This window comes from Dyella sp. OK584, assembly GCF_057787755.1.
Genome location: NZ_CM173542.1, coordinates 2,383,627 through 2,401,779 on the forward strand (window position 1 = coordinate 2,383,627; position 18,153 = coordinate 2,401,779).

General features: G+C 63.6%; 20 protein-coding genes. 7 read left to right on the top strand and 13 right to left on the bottom strand.

The genetic code is table 11. From position 1 onward, the window contains the following. Positions 1 to 105: 105 nt before the first annotated feature. Together AC3CBN_RS10555 and AC3CBN_RS10560 are read right to left on the bottom strand one after the other, a co-directional pair. Complete coding sequence (locus AC3CBN_RS10555; protein ID WP_488632984.1) at positions 106 to 1,449, bottom strand: DEAD/DEAH box helicase; 1,344 nt, start codon at positions 1,447 to 1,449, stop codon at positions 106 to 108. A gap of 143 nt (positions 1,450 to 1,592) precedes the next feature. Continuing rightward, the gene (locus tag AC3CBN_RS10560) at positions 1,593 to 2,258 is read right to left on the bottom strand and encodes a class I SAM-dependent methyltransferase (protein ID WP_488632985.1); all 666 of its coding nucleotides are present in this window, start codon (positions 2,256 to 2,258) and stop codon (positions 1,593 to 1,595) included. A 160-nt stretch (positions 2,259 to 2,418) separates the two neighbouring features. Between AC3CBN_RS10560 and AC3CBN_RS10565 the strand changes: the two genes are divergently transcribed. Then, positions 2,419 to 3,663, top strand: a complete 1,245-nt coding sequence (locus tag AC3CBN_RS10565) for an MFS transporter (protein WP_488632986.1) — start codon at positions 2,419 to 2,421, stop codon at positions 3,661 to 3,663. Positions 3,664 to 3,712: 49 nt separating this feature from the next. Further along, positions 3,713 to 4,198, top strand: a complete 486-nt coding sequence (locus AC3CBN_RS10570) for an FKBP-type peptidyl-prolyl cis-trans isomerase (protein ID WP_488632987.1) — start codon at positions 3,713 to 3,715, stop codon at positions 4,196 to 4,198. Positions 4,199 to 4,308: 110 nt separating this feature from the next. Here the strand turns inward: AC3CBN_RS10570 and AC3CBN_RS10575 are convergent, their stop codons facing one another. From AC3CBN_RS10575 to AC3CBN_RS10590, 4 genes are all read right to left on the bottom strand, one after another. Further along, the gene (locus tag AC3CBN_RS10575) at positions 4,309 to 4,740 is read right to left on the bottom strand and encodes an organic hydroperoxide resistance protein (protein WP_488632988.1); all 432 of its coding nucleotides are present in this window, start codon (positions 4,738 to 4,740) and stop codon (positions 4,309 to 4,311) included. A 3-nt stretch (positions 4,741 to 4,743) separates the two neighbouring features. After that, complete coding sequence (locus AC3CBN_RS10580; protein WP_488632989.1) at positions 4,744 to 5,202, bottom strand: MarR family winged helix-turn-helix transcriptional regulator; 459 nt, start codon at positions 5,200 to 5,202, stop codon at positions 4,744 to 4,746. Positions 5,203 to 5,388: 186 nt separating this feature from the next. After that, on the bottom strand, positions 5,389 to 5,958 hold the full coding sequence (locus tag AC3CBN_RS10585; RefSeq protein ID WP_488636714.1) for a C40 family peptidase: 570 nt from the start codon (positions 5,956 to 5,958) through the stop codon (positions 5,389 to 5,391). Positions 5,959 to 6,051: 93 nt separating this feature from the next. Then, a complete protein-coding gene (locus AC3CBN_RS10590; protein WP_488632990.1) occupies positions 6,052 to 7,377 on the bottom strand; it encodes a hypothetical protein in 1,326 nt (441 codons plus the stop codon). A 53-nt stretch (positions 7,378 to 7,430) separates the two neighbouring features. Here AC3CBN_RS10590 and AC3CBN_RS10595 point away from each other — a divergent pair, with 53 nt between their 5' ends. From AC3CBN_RS10595 to AC3CBN_RS10610, 4 genes are all read left to right on the top strand, one after another. Next, positions 7,431 to 8,690, top strand: coding sequence for an NAD(P)/FAD-dependent oxidoreductase (locus AC3CBN_RS10595; protein ID WP_488632991.1), 1,260 nt, complete (start codon positions 7,431 to 7,433; stop codon positions 8,688 to 8,690). Between the two features lie 58 nt (positions 8,691 to 8,748). Then, complete coding sequence (gorA, locus tag AC3CBN_RS10600) at positions 8,749 to 10,095, top strand: glutathione-disulfide reductase (RefSeq protein ID WP_488632992.1); 1,347 nt, start codon at positions 8,749 to 8,751, stop codon at positions 10,093 to 10,095. Between the two features lie 23 nt (positions 10,096 to 10,118). Further along, complete coding sequence (hutG, locus tag AC3CBN_RS10605) at positions 10,119 to 10,898, top strand: N-formylglutamate deformylase (RefSeq protein ID WP_488632993.1); 780 nt, start codon at positions 10,119 to 10,121, stop codon at positions 10,896 to 10,898. Positions 10,899 to 11,085: 187 nt separating this feature from the next. Further along, positions 11,086 to 11,331 carry a hypothetical protein gene (locus tag AC3CBN_RS10610; protein WP_488632994.1) on the top strand — a complete coding sequence of 82 codons (246 nt, stop codon included), beginning with the start codon at positions 11,086 to 11,088 and terminating at the stop codon, positions 11,329 to 11,331. Between the two features lie 69 nt (positions 11,332 to 11,400). Here the strand turns inward: AC3CBN_RS10610 and AC3CBN_RS10615 are convergent, their stop codons facing one another. The 7 genes from AC3CBN_RS10615 to asnS all read right to left on the bottom strand — a co-directional run bounded on the left by AC3CBN_RS10615 (position 11,401) and on the right by asnS (position 17,484). Further along, on the bottom strand, positions 11,401 to 11,823 hold the full coding sequence (locus AC3CBN_RS10615; RefSeq protein WP_488632995.1) for a RidA family protein: 423 nt from the start codon (positions 11,821 to 11,823) through the stop codon (positions 11,401 to 11,403). Continuing rightward, positions 11,820 to 12,488, bottom strand: a complete 669-nt coding sequence (can, locus tag AC3CBN_RS10620; protein WP_488632996.1) for a carbonate dehydratase — start codon at positions 12,486 to 12,488, stop codon at positions 11,820 to 11,822. The genes AC3CBN_RS10615 and can overlap by 4 nt, the downstream gene beginning before the upstream one ends. Before the next feature lie 10 nt (positions 12,489 to 12,498). Beyond that, complete coding sequence (locus tag AC3CBN_RS10625) at positions 12,499 to 13,950, bottom strand: aldehyde dehydrogenase (RefSeq protein WP_488632997.1); 1,452 nt, start codon at positions 13,948 to 13,950, stop codon at positions 12,499 to 12,501. A 63-nt stretch (positions 13,951 to 14,013) separates the two neighbouring features. Beyond that, positions 14,014 to 14,802, bottom strand: coding sequence for an SDR family oxidoreductase (locus AC3CBN_RS10630; RefSeq protein WP_488632998.1), 789 nt, complete (start codon positions 14,800 to 14,802; stop codon positions 14,014 to 14,016). Positions 14,803 to 14,827: 25 nt separating this feature from the next. Next, the gene (locus AC3CBN_RS10635; protein ID WP_488632999.1) at positions 14,828 to 15,142 is read right to left on the bottom strand and encodes a hypothetical protein; all 315 of its coding nucleotides are present in this window, start codon (positions 15,140 to 15,142) and stop codon (positions 14,828 to 14,830) included. Between the two features lie 36 nt (positions 15,143 to 15,178). Continuing rightward, the gene (locus AC3CBN_RS10640; RefSeq protein WP_488633000.1) at positions 15,179 to 16,054 is read right to left on the bottom strand and encodes a hypothetical protein; all 876 of its coding nucleotides are present in this window, start codon (positions 16,052 to 16,054) and stop codon (positions 15,179 to 15,181) included. A 14-nt stretch (positions 16,055 to 16,068) separates the two neighbouring features. Further along, positions 16,069 to 17,484 carry an asparagine--tRNA ligase gene (asnS, locus tag AC3CBN_RS10645; protein WP_488633001.1) on the bottom strand — a complete coding sequence of 472 codons (1,416 nt, stop codon included), beginning with the start codon at positions 17,482 to 17,484 and terminating at the stop codon, positions 16,069 to 16,071. Positions 17,485 to 17,619: 135 nt separating this feature from the next. On the opposite strand from asnS, the gene AC3CBN_RS10650 reads away from it, so the two are divergent. After that, complete coding sequence (locus AC3CBN_RS10650; protein ID WP_488633002.1) at positions 17,620 to 17,946, top strand: HesB/IscA family protein; 327 nt, start codon at positions 17,620 to 17,622, stop codon at positions 17,944 to 17,946. Positions 17,947 to 18,153 lie beyond the last annotated feature (207 nt).

The window sequence follows — 18,153 nt, forward strand, 5'->3', positions numbered from 1 at the left end:
GCCTCGCAGAGCGGTAGCGACGACACGCTGCGGTCGCGCACAAGGTGCGCTCCTACAAGAATCGGTCGAAAAAAAGGGCGGATCGTGAGATCCGCCCTTCGTTGATCAGGCCTTGGCTGCCGGACGACGGCTACGCTGACGATTGCGGTTGCCTTCGACGGGGCGATCGCCGCCCTGCGACTGGCCGTAACCATGGCCGTGCGGACGATGCGACGACGATGGCTTGCCCGGGCGTTGTCCCTGACGCTGCTGCGGCGGACGCGCCTGGCGTTGGCCCTGTACCGGCTTCGGTGCGGCCGCGTCGGTACGCAGCGGATGCGACGGCTCGAAACCGGCCACGTCGCTGAAGGCGATGTCCTGCTTGAGCAGCTTGCGGATGTCACGCAGCAGGCCGGCTTCCTCATGACTCACCAGCGACACGGCCATGCCTTCGGCGCCGGCGCGGCCAGTGCGGCCAATGCGGTGCACGTAGTCTTCGGCCACCATCGGCAGATCGAAGTTGATCACGATCGGCAGCTGGTCGATGTCGATACCGCGTGCGGCGATGTCGGTGGCGACCAGCACCGTGGTGCGACCGGTCTTGAAGTCGCTCAACGCACGCGTGCGGGCATTCTGGCTCTTGTTGCCGTGAATGGCGGCGGCGCGCAGGCCGGCTTGCTCCAGCGACTTCACCAGCTTGTCGGCGCCGTGCTTCGTGCGGCTGAACACCAGCGTCTGGCGGCGGCTGTCCTGCGACAGCACATGCAATAGCAGGTCCTTCTTCTTCGCGGCATCAACCGGATGCACGTGATGCGTGACCGTGGTGGCTACGCTGTTGGGCGGGGCCACCGACACTTCGCGCGGCTGATGCATGAACTGCATCGCCAGCGTCTTGATCGGCGGGGCAAAGGTGGCCGAGAACAGCAGCGTCTGGCGCTTGCGCGGCACGGCCGTCAGGATCTGCTTGAGCGCCGGCAGGAAGCCCATGTCGAGCATGCGGTCGGCTTCGTCCAGCACCAGCACTTCAACGCCGGACAGGTCGATCGAACGCTGCTGCATGTGGTCGATCAGGCGACCCGGGGTAGCGATGATGACATCGACGCCGCGCCGCAGTGCCTGCATCTGCGGGCCCATGCTGACGCCACCGAAGATGGTCGTGCTGCTGATACGCATGTGCTTGCCGTAGTCGCGCAGGTTTTCATGCACCTGGGCGGCCAGCTCGCGGGTAGGGGTCAGCACCAGGGCGCGCGGACGGCGCGTCTGGGTGGCACCGGCGTTGGAAAGGTGCTGTAGCAACGGTAGCGCGAACGCGGCGGTCTTGCCGGTACCGGTTTGGGCGGCGGCGAGCAGGTCGCCACCTTCAAGCACGATCGGGATGGCCGCGGCCTGGATGGGAGTGGGCTCGGTGTAGCCCTGATCGGCAAGCGCGCGCAACAACGCGGGCGCAAGGCCCAGCGATTCGAAAGACATGGAAGCTCCTGAGCAACTCGGAGCGTTCTAACGAACCGCGTTGCAGTATTCAATGAGGGAAGGACGGCGAATGCCGCGTCGTGCATTGTAGCGTAATCGCGGGCTTCGCGCCTGTTTGGGCAAAAACCGCATGGTGGCGCCGTTCAGCGCGGGCGTTGGGCGACTATCAGATAGCAGTCGAAAGGCGTTTTGCCATGCAGCGAGCGGATGGTGACCGTGAGGCCTGCAGCCTCCAGCAGGGCGCGCAACTCGCCAGCGCTCGGATAATGCTGCGCACCCACGCGCATCCAGCCGCTTGCGCTCAGGAAAAATTCCGAAACGCGCGTGGCGGCATAGCGCCAGCTGCGTTCGCGCAGCACGTTGCGTACGATCAGCATGCCGCCTGGCGCGAGATGCGTGATGGCGCTATCCAGCAGGGCACGCTGCCGGGGTTCACTGAGGTAATGCAACACGTCGAGGATGGCGACATGCCCTCGCAGCGGGTACGTCGTGGCGCCGTCCTCGACGCGCAGCTGCAAGGTCTCTTCAAGCCCGGACTGGCGTAGTGCGCGCTGACCCGCCTCGATCTTGCGGGGATCGTGGTCGACACCGAGATATTGGGTCACCACGCCGCGCGCATGCAGGTACTGGCCCAGCAGGCCAATGCCGCAGCCGATGTCGAGTAGCGGCATGGGGTGTCTGGCGATCAGTTCCGCAGCGGCGGCGTATGCGGGGTCAGTCGCGAGCTTGCCTTGGACGTATCGGCGCTGAAGCCAGTGATCGTAGGACTCGGCGATGCGATAGAGAGCGGCGGCGTCCATGGTGGACATGTCATCGGACTCCGTGAATGCGTGACGTGAAGACGAGTTTGCGCTGGCTGCGTGGCCTGCGCCACTCCCTGCGATGGTCGCCCTTGCACTGCAGTGGCCATGATGGTTCGCTTGGCGCCCAGTGTCCCCAGGCGGACGCGATCACCTGATGGAGTTGCCGATGTCGCCGTTCGCGCCCTTGCGGGAGCTCAGCACTACCCAGCGCCACACCGTGCTTGCCAGCTTCCTTGGCTGGACGCTGGATGCCTTCGATTACTTCCTGCTCACTTTCGTGATCGTGGGCGTAGCGCAGGAATTCCATGTCGACAAGGAACATGTCACCTACGGCCTGTTCCTTACGCTCGCTGCGCGACCGTTGGGGGCATTGCTGTTTGGACGGCTGGCTGACCGCTATGGCCGGCGACCGATCCTGATGCTGGACGTGATTTTGTTCTCGCTGTTCGAACTGGCCACGGCGTTCTCCACGTCGCTCACCATGCTGCTGGTGCTGCGCTTCCTGTTTGGCATCGCGATGGGTGGCGAATGGGGTATTGGCGCTTCGCTGGCCATGGAGTCGATTCCGCCCAAGGCGCGCGGCGTCGTATCGGGCCTGCTTCAAAGTGGTTATCCCTGCGGCTTCTTCCTCGGCGCGCTGGTGAACTGGCTATTGGTGGATCACATCGGCTGGCGTGGCCTGTTTGTGATCGGCGCGGTGCCAGCGCTGCTGGTGCTGTACATCCGTCGTAGCGTGCCGGAATCGGAGGTATGGCAGCAGGATCGCGCCACGGGCGAGAAGAAGGGGCTGCTCCAGTCCATGCGTGGCCACTGGAAGCTGGCGATCTATTTGATGCTGCTGATGATGGCGTTCAACATGTTCAGCCACGGCTCGCAGGACCTCTACCACACCTTTGAAGAGGAGAGCCTGCACCTGCCTACCGGTTCCGGCGCGGCCTTCATGCTGGTGGCGATGCTCAATCTCGGCGCGCTGGTGGGTGGTTTGTTCTTCGGTGCGCTTTCCGAGCGGATCGGTCGGCGCCGGGCCATCATCCTGGCGGCATTGCTGGCGATTCCAGTGATCCCGTTGTGGGCGCACGGTGGCTCGCTCCTGTTGCTGGCCGTGGGCGCGTTCCTCATCCAGGTGATGGTGCAGGGCGCCTGGGGCGTGGTGCCTACTCATCTCAATGAGCTGGCGCCGGAGGGGATGCGTGGCACGTTGCCTGGTTTTGCCTATCAGACTGGCAATCTGCTCGCCGCGGTGACCGCCAACGCACAGTTGTGGATCGCCAAGTGGCATGGCGGCGACCTGGCGTTTGCCATGTCGGCGTGGATCGCCGGCGTAGCGGTGCTGCTGGCCCTGCTGGCCTGGATCGGGCCCGAGGCCCACGGGGTGCGTTTCGGCCAGATTCGCCCCAGCGCAGGCGAGTAGCCAGCCGGGCTGCTAGAATCCGCGGTTTGCATTCCTCACGAGACACGCAATGAAGGCTGGCAAGGACAAGGTCATCTCGCTCCACTACACGCTGACGGTGGACGGTGAAAAGGTCGAGAGTTCTCTCGATCGCAACGAGCCGCTGTGGGTGTTGCTGGGCCATGGTCAGCTGATCCCTGGCCTGGAAAAGGCGCTGGAAGATCACGAGGCCGGCGAAAGCCTGCAGGTTGACGTCGCCCCGGCCGAAGGCTACGGCGAGCGCCAGCAAGGCATGACCCAGCGCGTGCCGAAGAAGTACTTCCAGCAGTCCGCCAAGCTCAAGCCGGGCATGACCACCGTGCTGGCGCTGAAGGAAGGCGGCCACCGCGTGGTGGTCGTGGAGAAGGTCGGCATGACCACGGTCGATGTGGACCTGAACCACCCGATGGCCGGCAAGGCGCTGCACTTCGACGTCACACTCAACGAAGTGCGCGAAGGCACCGAGGAAGAGATCCAGCACGGCCACGCCCACCCGCCGGGTGCCGAGGCTCACTAAGCCTTTGAACCCTCTCCCCCAAGGGGAGAGGGCAGGGTGAGGGGTCACTTCCCCTCAACGCAACAACGGCGCCTCACGGCGCCGTTGTCGTTCCAGCCTGTCGCGTTGAATCACACAAGCGTGATCTGCACATCCACATTGCCACGCGTCGCATGCGAGTACGGGCAGATGTCGCGGTGGGCAACGTCGATCAGTTCCTGCGCCACAGCGCGATCCAGACCGGGCAGGTTCACGTCCAGCTTCACTGCGATACCAAACCCGGTCGGCTCACGCGGGCCAATGCCGACGTGCGCGGTCACCGACGAATCCTTGTTGATGGCAACGTCTTTCTGTCGAGCGACAAAGCGCATGGCACCTTCGAAGCATGCCGCATAACCGGCGGCGAACAGCTGCTCCGGGTTGCTGCCGGCGCCGCCCGGGCCACCAAGCTCCTTGGGCACGACCAACTGCAGGTCGAGTACGCCGTCACTGCTCTTGGCGTGGCCTTCGCGGCCGCCGACGACGGTGGCGGTGGCGGTGTACAGAATCTTGGTGCTGCTCATGGGTCAATCCTCATTGGGGGAGAGTTGGAGTTGCCGGGTCAATTGCTTCAGTTCATCACGCAGATGCTGCATCTGGTCGAACGACAGCTGCAGCCGCTGCGCCATGCATGCAGGTACATCGTTAGCCTGCTCGCGCAGGGCGAGGCCGGCCTCGGTGAGACGGATATCCACTTCGCGCTCGTCTTCGACGCGACGCTGCCGGTTGACCAACCCCGCCGCCTGCAGCCGTTTCAGCAGCGGCGTAAGCGTTCCCGAATCGAGCTGCAGGCGCTGGCCCAGTTCGCGGACGGTGAGGCCGTCCTGCTCCCACAGCACCAGCATCACCAGGTATTGCGGATAGGTCAGCCCCAAAGGTTCCAACATGGGCCGGTAAAGGCCGGTGACGGAACGCGAGGCGGCATACAGCGCAAAGCAGAGTTGCTGGTCCAGCAGCAGGTGTTCGGGAGTGGGCTTCCGTTTCATTGGCGCAATCATAAGTACAAAATTAAATTGTGTACAATTCAATTTTTCGATGAAAGCGATAGGTAGAGGCTAAGGCGGGCGGTTTTTGTAGGGGCGCACCAGTGCGCGATAGCGCTACGGAGCAGTGATGCCATGACGCCGCGGTCGCGCACAGGGTGCGCTCCTACAGGGGAAAAATGGGGCTGCTCAGTCGAGCAGGCGTTTGCCGAAAGCGAAGTGATCGCGCCAGTAAGGACCGTCGATATCGTCCAGCCGCACCGTGCCGCCGCTGTTGGGCGCGTGCACGAAGCGCCCTTTGCCGACATAGACACCAACGTGGCTGATGCTGCCGTTACCGGCGAAAAACACCAGGTCGCCGCTGACCAGATCTGTCATCTGGCGCACCTGGAAGCCATTGAGCTGGGACATTTCCCGGGAACTGTGCGGCAGCATCAGGCCGGCGGCGTTGCGGTAAATGTAGTCCACCAGGCCACTGCAATCGAAGCCGCCGTCGGGCGTATTGCCGCCCCAGCGATAGGGCGTGCCCACCAGGGCAATGGCGCGAAACAGCACATCGTTCGCGGTGCCTGTGCTGCCTGTGGGGGCGCGGGCCGGCAGATCAGCCAACGAGGAACGGGAATCCCGGAAAGTAGGCTCCGGTTTGCGGGGCCCGCTGGCGCAGGCCGCCAGCGACAGAATCACGATGCCCAGTAGCCATGGACACGCCGTTCGCCACGGCGCGGGCGATAAGGAAGGAACGGCGTCGTCCGGGCACATCATGCTTCCCCTCGGCATGGATTGCGGCCGAGGTTAGCAAATCAATAAGTTGTGCGAAAGTTCTCAGTGATTACTCGAATTGGTCTCGATGCATCATGAGCCGGGCTTGTCGACCGTGAGGTTGCGCTGGCTTACCGTACGGCCCTCCCGGTCCTTGGCGGTCATCTTGTACTGCCCCGGCCGAAGATAAAGGGTGTTGATGCTGTTGTCGGTGAGAAATACGTACCGATCAGCGGGAATGGCGTCCTCACTCTCATTCGCGTATCGCGCCTCGACCACGCAGGGCAGCTGGCGCTGGCACATGTCGCTGGACACCACGCGCGTCACGCGTACGCCGTCCAGGCTCAACCAGTGCGGGCGGCGTTGGTGGCCGGAGGGCGGCAGTATCACGTCGACATCATGGCGACTGGGGTCTGACGCCCACACGCTGCCGTTTTGCCGGCTGATCAGCACCGAGGGGCCATCCACCGGAAACAGGGCGTGCAACTGCTTGTATAGATCGGTGTCTGGCATGGGGCCGATGTCCCGCCAGCGTGTCTGGTCGATCGAGAGCGGGTCGAATCCCGTCAGCGCCTTGAGCTGCACTGCCATCGGTTTGATGGTGCCGCCCAGATTGCCCGGTGCCTTGTCGATGTGAGCGTATCCGGCATGCACGAACAGGCGTGCCTTGGGGTCCTTGGCGAAGACCTTGCGATAGAGCAGGTTGGCTTGCCCCGCTTCGCGATCGGCGAGTACGTCGGCTTCCGATTCATAGGCCACCACCTGGAAGCCCAATCGGATCGCCTCGCGAATGATGTCGCCATACAGAGCCTCATGCAGATACTGACTGCCAGAGCTGGCAATGGGGTAGCCGCGCTTCATCAGCTCGGTGTCGCCGTTGACGAGTGCCTCTGCGGCGAAGTAGTTGAAGCCTTCCGCGCGCAACTTCGGCAGCAGGGCAAGCGTGAGTTCGCGCGTGTGTGCATCGTGATGAGCTTCGTTGATCATCACGATGCGCCGGTCGGTCGCCAGCTTGACGATCTGGTCCACCGCATCGGTGGCCTGCCAGTCGGCGGCGGCGGGCAGTGTCACCGGCGTCTGCACGCGATTGTCGAACGGAAAATCGTAGACGGCTTCGTCGTAGAGCCCTAGCTCGTCTTCCACCGACGCCAGCAGCTGCTGATCGATCAGGCGGTCTTCCTTGGTGAGTTGCGGCATCACTTCCTTGAGGTACATGTACCGCGCAAGGTCGTTTTTTATGTGCGCCGTTTCGGTGAACAAGTCCCGCGAAACCTGCGTACCCGACGATGCGGTGGCCGGATGCTGCTGCTCCTGCGCGCGGAGTCCGCCGGGAAAGGACACCGCCACGGTTGCGGCACAAACCATGGCCGAACGACAAACCATCTTCATCCTGCTGAACTTCGCATCTGACGTTTCCATCGTTCAGATCCCTCGGGGTTAGGGTCGGGCAGTTGCGACGCTACAATAGTTTTATGGATGCTTCACGCAGTGATGTGTTGATTCTCGGCGGCGGCGTTATCGGCCTGGCCTGTGCTTACTACCTACTGAAGTCCGGGGCTACCGTGCGCATTTTGGAGCAGGGTACCCCGGGCTGCGGAAGTTCGCACGGCAATTGTGGAACGATCACGCCCAGCCATGCCGCCCCCCTGGCGATGCCCGGCATGCTTGGGGTGGCGTTGCGCTCGATGCTCCGTGCGGACGCGCCGCTTTACCTCAATCCCCGTTTCGACGGTCCACGTCTGCGCTGGCTGTTGGGCTTTGCCAGGCATTGCAACTGGCGTGACTTTGAGCACGCTGCGCGGGCGCGCTCGGCCATCCTGCAGCGTTCGCGAGCCCTGCTTGCAGGGCTGGTACGCGACGATCGGCTTGACTGCGAGTTCAGCGAAGAGGGTGAGCTATATGTTTACCGCACCCATCAGGCGCTGCAGGCCGATGAGCAACACCACGCACAGGTGCTGGATCGTCTCGGTGTCGACGTGCAGCGCCTTCGCGGCGAAGAGGTGGAGGCCCGGGAGCCGGCGCTGAAGCCAGGCGTGGTCGGAGGCCTGTTCCATCCGGGCGACGCTCGCCTGCGACCGGATCGCTATGCGGCGGAATTGGCGCGACGTGTGAAGGAGCTGGGTGGCCTGATCGAGACCGGAGCGCGCATCGATCACTTCGGCACACAGGACGGACGCATCGACCACGTGCGCACCACCCGTGGCGTGTTCCGCGGCGATCGCGTGGTCATGGCGCTGGGCGCCTGGTCGCCGCTCACTGGCAAGTTGCTGGGTCTGCGTCTACCAATGCAGCCCGGCAAGGGCTACTCGCTGACCTACACGCGCCCCGCGCTGGCGCCGCGCCATGCATTGGTGCTCCGCGAGGCGGCGGTGTGCGTCACCACCTGGGAAAGCGGCTACCGTCTGGGCAGCACCATGGAATTCTCCGGTTATGCAGAAGGCCTCAATCGCACGCGGCTCGACGCCCTTCGGCGTGGCGCCGCCGAGGGCTTGGTGGAACCGGAGGGCCCGCAGCTGCTGGACGAATGGTGGGGCTGGCGACCGATGAGCATGGACGAGATACCGATCATCGGACCGAGCACGCGCTGGTCGAACCTGACGCTGGCCACCGCGCACGGCATGCTCGGTGTCAGCATGTCGGCGGCCACCGGAGAGCTGGTGGCCTCGATGCTGCGAGGCGACACACCGGCAATCGATCCCACGCCCTACGCGCCGGCGCGCTTCGGCGCGTGATTTTTACGCCGCCTGCTCGTCAACTCGCTTAGGGTGATTGCATGGACAGGAGACAGGCATGGCCGAAACCTTCGATCTGATTGTGCTGGGCGGTGGTTCCGGCGGTTTGGCCACGGCCTTCCGCGCGGCGCGCCACGGTGCACGCGTAGCACTGCTCGAGCCCGGTGCGCTTGGTGGCACCTGCGTCAACGTCGGCTGTGTGCCGAAGAAGGCGCTTTGGTACGCCGCGCAGCTTGCGCAGGAACAACATCTCGCGCTCGATTACGGTTTCGCCTCCGTGCCAGGCCCGCTCGACTGGGAACACTTTCGGCAGTTGCGCCAGACCTATATCGACGGCATCCGTCGGCGTTATGCCGTACGACTTGCGGATGTCGGCATCCAGGTATTTGCAGAAACCGGCCGCTTCGTCTCGGCAGATACCGTGGCCACGTCCAGCGGCGATGAACTGCGTGCCACGCAAGTAGTCATTGCCACCGGTGGGCGGCCTCGTCAGCTCGATGTGCCCGGTTTCGACTTGGGCCTGGTGTCCGACGACATCTTTGCGCTGCGCGCACTGCCGCGCCGCATCGCTGTCGTGGGCGGCGGCTATATCGCAATCGAGTTCGCCGGGCTCCTGCGCGCACTGGGCAGTGAAGTGGCCTTGCATGTGCGCAGCCGTATGCTGACCGACTTCGATGCGGAGCTTGTGGATGCGCTGGAGGAACACATGCGCGAGCAAGGCATCAAGGTCATCCACTCGGTGAAGGTGGATGGACTGCGCCGCGAAGCCGAGGGCATCGTGTTCGACGATGAGATCAATGGTCCCAGCGGTCCTTACGACGCGGTGTTGTGGGCGATCGGACGAACGCCCAACAGCGATCGGCTCGACCTCGATGCTGCCGGCGTTCACGTCGACGAGCAGGGTCATGTTGTTACCGATGCCTGGCAGAACACCAATGTAGCCGGCATCTGCGCGGTGGGCGACATCACCGAGCGCCCCGAACTGACGCCGGTAGCGGTGGCTGCTGGCCGTCGCCTGGCCGATCGACTGTTCGGCGGCCAGCCCGACAGCCGGCTGGATTACGAGAACATTCCCAGCGTGGTGTTCGCCGAGCCGCCGCTGGCGATGGTCGGACTCACCGAGGCACAGGCGCGCGAATGCCATGGCGACCAGCTGCGCGTTTATCGCAGCCGCTTCACGCCGCTGCAGTGGGCGGTGGCTGGACGTACCTCACAGAGCGTGATGAAGATCCTCTGCACCGGCGACGAGGAGCGCGTCGTGGGCATCCACGTGCTTGGTCCGGGTGCCGAGGAAATGCTGCAAGGCTTCGCGGTGGCCATGAAAATGGGACTGCGCAAGCGCGACCTCGATGCCACCGTGGCCATCCATCCCAGCTCTGCCGAGGAGTTGGTGCTGATGTCGTGAGCCCGTGCGGCTAAACTTGGTGGATGAGCAACGTCACCCTCCATCGCGGCACCGCGCCGCTGCTGATCAGCCTGCCGCACGATGGCAGCTACATTCCCGACGCCATCGCTGTGCGCATGCGGCCCGCCGCAAGGCGTTCGCCGGACACCGACTGGCACGTAGGTCGTTTGTACGAATCGCTGGCCCAAGTCATCGGCGCGAGCGTGCTGCGGCCGGCAGCATCGCGCTATGTGATCGACCTCAACCGTCCAGCTGACGGTCAGGCTTTGTATCCAGGGCACCGCGAAACGGGGCTGGTTTCCACCATTGGCTTTGACGGCAAGCCGCTTTACCTCGACGGTGCGGAGCCCACGGCGGAGGAAATTCAACGGCGGGTGAATGAATTCTGGCGCCCCTATCACGAGGCGCTTTCGCAAGAACTTGAACGCCTGCGCGGCGAACATGGTCATGTCGTGCTGTGGGAAGGGCACTCCATCCGCAGCCGCGTGCCCATGCTGTTCGAGGGGCGGCTGCCAGATCTCAACCTGGGCACGGCTGATGGCGCCAGCTGCGCGCCAGCGCTGCAACAGAAGCTGCAAACCGTGCTGGAGAGCCAGTCGCGATACAGCTTTGCGGTCAACGGCCGCTTCAAGGGCGGTTACATCACGCGTCATTATGGACGTCCGAACACCGGCGTGCAGGCCGTGCAACTGGAGTTGGCGCAGCTCAACTACATGGACGAGGACAGCTTCGCGTATGACGAAGCGAAAGCTTCACAGCTGCAGGAAACGATCGCTCAGTTGCTGCGCCTGTGTGTGGAATGAGCGCAAGAAGCTTCGAGCGTTGTTAGGGTCTTGCAATGTCAAGATGCGAAGGGCGGAAATCTCGCAGATAGACGGGAAAAATGCGGTTCCGGCAAGCGCGCAAACATGCCATGTTTTAGCCGTTGCGCCACCCGTGTCGCCGGGTTCCGGCCGGGTCCGTGACATCTGACGTTCGAGGCTCATCATCATGCGTAAGTTCGCGATCGCTTCCCTGCTTGTGGCGGGTGTTGCACTCTCCGGTTCTGTGTTGGCTCAGGATGCTGCCCCGCAGGCGGCGCCCGCGACCAAGTCGGCTTCCGCTCAGCCGGCCAGTTCTTCTTCCTCGCATCACCACAAGAAGAAGTCGAGCAGCCAGCCCAGCAGCCAGAAGGGCGGCAAGTCTGCCAAGAAGTCGGCCAAGGCCACGCTGCCGGCAACAACGGCCAGTCACTGACAACCCAGGCGCCTGACACAAAAAAACCGGCACTACGCCGGTTTTTTTGTTTATTGCCAGTTTCAGCGATCAGCGCTGCGGCAGCGCCGCGATGCATTTCAGCTCGATGGCAATCGGCGTAGGCAACGCCGTGATGCCCAGCGTGGTACGGCAAGCGTCCACGCCCGCAAAGTACTCGGCATAGAGTCGGTTGTAGACGGGAAAGTCACGCGCCATGTCGGTGAGGAATACGGTCACGTCGATCAAGTCCTCCCAGCGTGCGCCGCTGGCTTCCAGCACAGCACGCACATTCGCGAACACCTGCCGGCACTGCGCTTCGATGTCATAGCCCACCAGGTGGCCCTGTGCGTCGTGGACATTCCCAGGGATGGCATTGCTGCCCGGCTCGCGCGGACCCACGCCGGACAGGAACAGCAGATCGCCCACGCGACGCGCGTGCGGATAGGCACCCACCGGCGCAGGTGCCTGCGTGGTGCGGATCACGTCGCTCATCGGTTGAACTCAGGCACGGTGCCAAGGCGCTGCAGTGCCGTCTCGTATGCAGGCCAAAGCTCGGTGCGCGAACTGACGTGCATGCCCAAGTCGTTCACATGGCCATCGAACAGGCTGTAGCACCACGCATGCACCGACAGTTTCTGGCCACGTTCCCACGCATCCATCACCATCGTGGTGTGGCACACGTTGACCACCTGTTCCATCGCATTGAGCTCGCACAGGCGACTGTTGCGCAGGTGCATCATGTCGATGGAAGAGAGCATCGTGGAATGCTTTTGTGCCACATCGCCGACATGGCGAAGCCAGTTGTCGACCAGGCCGAGGCGCCGCTCGTCGAGTACCGCCTGCACGCCGCCGCAGCCGTAATGGCCCACCACAAGGATGTGTTCGACCTTGAGCACGTCAACGGCGAACTGGATGGTGCTGAGGCAGTTGAGGTCGGTATGCGACACCACGTTGGCGACGTTGCGCTGCACGAAGATGTCACCCGGCGGCAGGTCCACGATCTGTGTCGCCGGTACGCGCGAGTCGGAGCAGCCGATCCAAAGATACTTTGGCGCTTGCTGTTGAGCGAGGCGTTCGAAGAAGCCTGGGTCCTGCGCGCGTACCGCGGCTGACCACTCGCGGTTGCTGTCGAGCAGTTTCTGTAGTGGGCTTTTCACGGCGATATTCTCAGTAGCGTATGCAGATGTTTTTCGGCTCGGTAAAGAAGCGCAATGCTTCCGTGCCACCTTCGCGACCGAGTCCGGATTGTTTCGTGCCACCAAACGGGGTGCGCAGATCGCGCAGCAGCCAGCAGTTGATCCACACGATGCCAAAGTCGAGTTGTGCGCCAAAGCTGTGCGCGCGGGAAAGATCGCGCGTCCACACCGAGGCGGCCAGGCCGTAGCCCGTACCGTTGGCGATGGCCAGTGCTTCGGTTTCATCTTCGAACGGAATCAGGCTCACCACCGGGCCGAAGATTTCCTGCTGGTTGGTGACGGCATCGCTACCCAGTCCTTCGATGACCGTAGGTGCCACGAACCATCCGTCAGCACAGCGGCCGGACACCTGCATCGCATCGCCACCGCACAGCACGCGGCCACCTTCCTCGCGCGCCTGCCCGATACAACCCATCACCTTGTCGAAGTGTTCCCGTGACACCAGCGCACCAAGGTCGCTGCCGCTGTCGTTCGGATCGCCCACGCGCAGCGCCTTCACGCGTTCGAGGTAGCGCTGGCGAAACGCATCGTAGATGGAGCGCTGCACCAGCAGTCGCGAACCGCACAAGCAGATCTCGCCCTGGTTGGCGAAGCCCGATCGCACGATGGTGTCGAGGTTTGCGTCGCTGAGATCGGCATCCTCGAACACTACCGCCGGGTTCTTGCCGCCCAGTTCCAGCGACACTTTCTTGAATTGCGGCGCAGCGACAGCGGCAATCTGGGCGCCGGTGCGCGTGCTACCGGTGAACGACACGGCCTTCACCGCGGGATGCTCCACGATGGCCTGGCCCACCTGGGGGCCACGACCCAGCACGATGTTCAGCACACCGGGCGGAAAGCCTGCCTCGATGCTCAACTCGCCGAGCAGGGCGGCGGTGCAGGGCGTGATCTCCGAGGGCTTGGCCACCACCGTGTTGCCGGCGGCCAGCGCGGGCGCGATCTTCCAGGTGAACAGGTAAAGCGGCAGGTTCCACGGGCTGATGCAACCGACCACGCCAAGCGGCTGGCGCAGCGTGTAGTTGATCGCCCCGGTTTCCATCGCATGCGATTCGCTGCTCCACGCCACGATGGCGGCGGCGAAATAGCGAAGGTTGGAGATGGCGCGGGGAATGTCCAGGTTGCGGGCCTGCGTCAGCGGCTTGCCGCTGTCACGCGATTCCAGCGCAACGAATTCCTCCAGCCGTGCCTGGATCAGGTTGGCCAGCTTGTGGAGGAGGCCTGCGCGCTGCTCCGTGGGCGTCGAAGCCCAGCCAGGCGCGGCACGCTGCGCTGCCGCAACGGCTTGGGCGACATCGTCGGCGGAGGAATCGGGACAGTGCGCGAAGACCTGGCCCGTGGCCGGCTCGAACACGTCCAGCCATTGATCGTTACAAGGCGCCTGCTGGCGACCGTCGATCAGGTTGGCGAGGCGCAGGTTTGGCATCGGCACAAGCTTAAGGCCAGCGCCAGCCAATTGCACCGGACGCGGGCGTATCGCGCCGGCTTGTCAGCTCAGCGCGCGCGTGCGTCCACCGTCTACGGCAATGCTCACGCCGTTCACATAGGCTGCCGCGGGCGTGCACAGGAACGCAATCACCGCTGCCACTTCGGCGGCTTCGCCAAAGCGTCGCGCCGGCACCGAAGCAAGCATGCCCTGGGCGATTTCGTCCCCGCTGCGCCCGGTGTTGCTGGCTTGTGCGGCGAGCAGGCCGTCCAGGCGCGCGGTGCGTGTGTAGCCGGGCAGTACGTTGTTCACGGTGATGCCATCGGGCGCCAGTTCGCTGGAGAGCGTCTTTGCCCACGCCGCCACAGCCGCACGCACGGTGTTGGAAACGCCCAGTCCTGTGATCGGTTCCTTCACCGAGGTGGAGATCACGTTGACGATGCGCCCGTAGCTGCTGGCCCGCATGTTTGGCAGCAGCGCCTGAACCAGCGCCTGCCCGGCCAGCAGATGCTGGCGGAACGCCGCTTCGAACGCCTCGGCTTCGGCCGCATGCGCCGGGCCACCTGGCGGGCCGCCGGTGTTGTTGATCAGGATCTGCATCGGACTGCTGGCCACCATGTCGGCAAGCGCGGTTCGCAGGTTGTCCGTCTGCGACATGTCCACGGCGAACCAGCGATGTTGCTGTCCATGCTTGCGTGGCAACGCCTCGGCGACCGCTTTGAGCGTGTCCGCCGAACGAGCCAGCAAGGTGACGCTGGCGCCCAGTTCGGCCAACTCGATGGCACTGGCACGGCCGATGCCTTGCGAGGCACCGCAAACAAGGGCGTGACGCCCGCTGAGATCCAGCAACATGACGGGCTCCTCAAAGGGAAGGGAACTATCGCGCGCTGAGCTGGATGCCGAGCGCACCAAACCAGCACAGCCACGCCACCCACAGACTGTAACGCCAAGCCAGCCGCCAGCGCGTGATGGCGTTGTCTTCCAGCGCCGGCAGCACCGGCGATCTCAGTGCGAGCTGCAGGCGGATCCAGGTGCGCAGCGCATTGGCTGGGCGTCCATCGGCTTCGGCGATGATCTGCCACTCGTGCGGGTGGTGGCGCCGCAGCAGCGAGGCCACGCGGTATTGCGAGCCAAAGTGCAGAAGGAAGCCGGCAACGCCGGCTATCAGTAAGGTCAGGTAAAGCTCGATCATGCCGTGCCTGTTATCGACTGTTGCGAGGACGTGCGCTCAACCCTTGGCTGCACTGTCCGTCGGCGGAGTGGTGGTGTCCGTGCTGCCGTTCGGCGTGGCCGTTGCCTTGGGCGCGCCGGTTTTGTTGCCGTCACCGGTGCCGGGCAGAGGGATCGCGTCGCGTATCGTGCTCAGCACGCCGTTGCCCTGCGCTGGTTTGGCGCAGATGGCGTTGTCGACCGCATCCTTATACGTCTTGTCCATCAAGCCAACCCAGATGGTGCCATCCGGGCCATGCGGCACCTTGAATGAGCCTGCCGTGGCCATCTTCACGGGTGCTTCGGCAGAGAAGCTGGCCGGCGACTGCTCCCAATAGGTGCTGCTGGCCTGTTGCTTGGCCGAGCTGTATAGCACCAGGTAGCGCGCACGCTGGTCGGTGACCTCGACGCTGCCGAAGGCACCCGTGGTTTCGTCTGTCCAGCCCATGTGCTCGCACAAGCCCACGTCCTTGGTGTCGATCTGCTGGAAAGCATCGTCCAGGACCACCACCGTGGGCGCGAACAGGTAGCTGGCGCGCAGCCAGCGACCATTCAATTCCGACTTCAGCGCGACGCGGTAAGGGAGTTTGGCTTCGCGTGGCAGACTGAAACTGAGGAAATAACTCCGCTCGCCATTGAGATTGACCACCATGCTGCCCGGACCCAGCACAAATTTCCTCGGTTGCCAGGGCAGGCTGTTCTGGTAGGAGAAGTCGGCGAACGTGCTGCAGCACGGCGTAGCCTGCTGCAGCGCCTGTTTGGCTTGGTCCAGGCTGACGCGGCTGTCTTCGGGCGGTCGCAGGTTGGGCGGCACCAGCGTTTTCACACTGTGGCAGCCACCGATCACGACGGCGGCAAAAAGGAGGGCGGTAGTGGCGATCTGACGGTTGCGCATAGCGATAGGGTGGATCAGAACTCGGCCGTCCCCGCCGCACGCGGGTAGGGGATGGCATCACGGATGTTGGACAAGCCGCATACGTAGACCAGCAGGCGCTCGAAGCCGAGGCCAAAGCCCGCGTGCGGCACGGTGCCGTAACGGCGCAGGTCACGATACCAGCCGTAGGTAGTGGGATCGAGACCGAAATGGGCCATGCGGCGGTCCAGATAGTCCAGGCGTTCCTCGCGCTGACTGCCGCCGATGATTTCGCCAATACCGGGAGCGAGCACATCCATCGCAGCCACGGTTTTGCCGTCGTCGTTCAGACGCATATAGAACGCCTTGATCTGCTCGGGATAGTTCATCACCACCACCGGGCGTCCGACGTGCTTCTCCGCCAGGTAGCGTTCGTGCTCCGTCTGCAGGTCGATGCCCCAGGCCACCGGGAATTCGAACTTCTGGCCCGATTTCTTCAGGATCTCGACGGCCTCGGTGTAGTCGATGCGCTCGAACGGTTCGGCAATAAAGGCTTCCAGACGGCTGATTGCATCGGGCTGCACGCGCTCTGCGAAGAACGCCATGTCATCCGGGCGCTCCTCCAGCACGGCCTTGAAGATGGCCTTGAGGAAACCTTCGGCGCAATCGGCGTTGGCATTGAGGTCGGCGAACGCGATCTCCGGCTCCACCATCCAGAATTCGGCGAGGTGGCGTGGCGTGTTGGAGTTCTCGGCGCGGAAGGTCGGGCCGAAGGTGTACACCTTGCTCATCGCCAGGCAGTAGGCCTCGAGGTTGAGCTGGCCGGACACGGTGAGAAACGCCTCACGGCCGAAGAAATCTTTGCGGAAGTCGATCTTGCCCTTGTCGTCGCGCGGCAGGTTGGCCAGGTCCAGCGTGGACAGGCGGAACATGTCGCCGGCGCCCTCGGCGTCGGAAGTGGTGATGATCGGGGTGTTGATCCAGAAGAAGCCTTGCTCGGTGAGCCAGCGGTGGATCGCCGTCATCATGGTGTGGCGCACGCGGGTGACCGCGCCAAACAAGTTGGTGCGCGGACGCAGGTGAGCCACTTCGCGCAGGAATTCCATCGAATGCTGCTTGGGCTGGATCGGATAAGTTTCCGGATCGTCCACGAAGCCGGTCACGGTCACTTCCGTGGCCTGGATCTCGAAGCTCTGACCCTTGCCCTGCGAAGCCACCAGCGTGCCGGTGATGATCACGCCCGCGCCGGCGGTGAGATGCTTCACCTCGCTTTCGTAATTGGCGGCCTGGTCCGTGACCACCGCCTGGATCGGGTCGAAGCAGGAGCCGTCGCTCACGTTGACGAAGGACAGGCCCGCCTTGGAATCGCGCCGTGTACGGACCCAGCCGCGCACAGTCACGATGCTGCCGGCTTCGATGCTGCCGGAAAGAGCCTGCTTCACGCTCGATACGATCGGGCTAACCACCGTCATGGATTGAAACTCCTGCTGGGCGCCGCATATCGGACGCGTAAGACGAACTCGGCATGATAATGTACGTATCGTTCAGGTAGCGACCCTTCGCGCCCGATTTCCGACCATCGAAACACTCTGGTAGTTGCATTGCCCATGACCATCACCATCACTCCCGCCGCCAGCGAACGCATGCGCAGCTTCCTTGCCGGTACCCCCGGTGCGGCTGGTGTGCGTTTCGGTGTGAAGCGCACGGGCTGTTCCGGCTTCGGTTATGTGGTTGACCTGGCCGATGCGCTGGGTACCGACGATCAGGTAGTGGATGTGGATGGCGTGCCACTGATCGTGGACGGCAAGAGTCTCCCGCTGGTGGACGGTACCGTGATCGACTTCCAGCGCCAGGGGCTGAACGCCAGCTTTGTCTTCCACAACCCCAATGCCACCGGGGAATGCGGTTGCGGCGAGAGCTTTACTGTCGGCTGAGCTGCCGCCTGGCAACCTGCCGTCACTCCGGCAATTTGCCGTCATCACTGCAATTTGCCGTCATCCTTGCAGTTTGCCGTCATTCCGGCGAAAGCTGGGATCCAGCGCCTTCGGCCTGGGATGACGGCCATTCATCCCAGGCCGTGGTTTTTCAACCACTTGCCCCAAGCGCCTGAATTCCCTTACACTTCCGCTTCTGTCCGCGCC

What these genes read in the sequence shown, in the direction of transcription:
- AC3CBN_RS10555 (WP_488632984.1), bottom strand. Translation starts at nt 1,449, where the DNA reads ATGTCTTTCGAATCGCTGGGCCTTGCGCCCGCGTTGTTGCGCGCGCTT.
- AC3CBN_RS10560 (WP_488632985.1), bottom strand. Translation starts at nt 2,258, where the DNA reads ATGTCCACCATGGACGCCGCCGCTCTCTATCGCATCGCCGAGTCCTAC.
- AC3CBN_RS10565 (WP_488632986.1), top strand. Translation starts at nt 2,419, where the DNA reads ATGTCGCCGTTCGCGCCCTTGCGGGAGCTCAGCACTACCCAGCGCCAC.
- AC3CBN_RS10570 (WP_488632987.1), top strand. Translation starts at nt 3,713, where the DNA reads ATGAAGGCTGGCAAGGACAAGGTCATCTCGCTCCACTACACGCTGACG.
- AC3CBN_RS10575 (WP_488632988.1), bottom strand. Translation starts at nt 4,740, where the DNA reads ATGAGCAGCACCAAGATTCTGTACACCGCCACCGCCACCGTCGTCGGC.
- AC3CBN_RS10580 (WP_488632989.1), bottom strand. Translation starts at nt 5,202, where the DNA reads ATGAAACGGAAGCCCACTCCCGAACACCTGCTGCTGGACCAGCAACTC.
- AC3CBN_RS10585 (WP_488636714.1), bottom strand. Translation starts at nt 5,958, where the DNA reads ATGTGCCCGGACGACGCCGTTCCTTCCTTATCGCCCGCGCCGTGGCGA.
- AC3CBN_RS10590 (WP_488632990.1), bottom strand. Translation starts at nt 7,377, where the DNA reads ATGGAAACGTCAGATGCGAAGTTCAGCAGGATGAAGATGGTTTGTCGT.
- AC3CBN_RS10595 (WP_488632991.1), top strand. Translation starts at nt 7,431, where the DNA reads ATGGATGCTTCACGCAGTGATGTGTTGATTCTCGGCGGCGGCGTTATC.
- gorA (WP_488632992.1), top strand. Translation starts at nt 8,749, where the DNA reads ATGGCCGAAACCTTCGATCTGATTGTGCTGGGCGGTGGTTCCGGCGGT.
- hutG (WP_488632993.1), top strand. Translation starts at nt 10,119, where the DNA reads ATGAGCAACGTCACCCTCCATCGCGGCACCGCGCCGCTGCTGATCAGC.
- AC3CBN_RS10610 (WP_488632994.1), top strand. Translation starts at nt 11,086, where the DNA reads ATGCGTAAGTTCGCGATCGCTTCCCTGCTTGTGGCGGGTGTTGCACTC.
- AC3CBN_RS10615 (WP_488632995.1), bottom strand. Translation starts at nt 11,823, where the DNA reads ATGAGCGACGTGATCCGCACCACGCAGGCACCTGCGCCGGTGGGTGCC.
- AC3CBN_RS10625 (WP_488632997.1), bottom strand. Translation starts at nt 13,950, where the DNA reads ATGCCAAACCTGCGCCTCGCCAACCTGATCGACGGTCGCCAGCAGGCG.
- AC3CBN_RS10630 (WP_488632998.1), bottom strand. Translation starts at nt 14,802, where the DNA reads ATGTTGCTGGATCTCAGCGGGCGTCACGCCCTTGTTTGCGGTGCCTCG.
- AC3CBN_RS10635 (WP_488632999.1), bottom strand. Translation starts at nt 15,142, where the DNA reads ATGATCGAGCTTTACCTGACCTTACTGATAGCCGGCGTTGCCGGCTTC.
- AC3CBN_RS10640 (WP_488633000.1), bottom strand. Translation starts at nt 16,054, where the DNA reads ATGCGCAACCGTCAGATCGCCACTACCGCCCTCCTTTTTGCCGCCGTC.
- asnS (WP_488633001.1), bottom strand. Translation starts at nt 17,484, where the DNA reads ATGACGGTGGTTAGCCCGATCGTATCGAGCGTGAAGCAGGCTCTTTCC.
- AC3CBN_RS10650 (WP_488633002.1), top strand. Translation starts at nt 17,620, where the DNA reads ATGACCATCACCATCACTCCCGCCGCCAGCGAACGCATGCGCAGCTTC.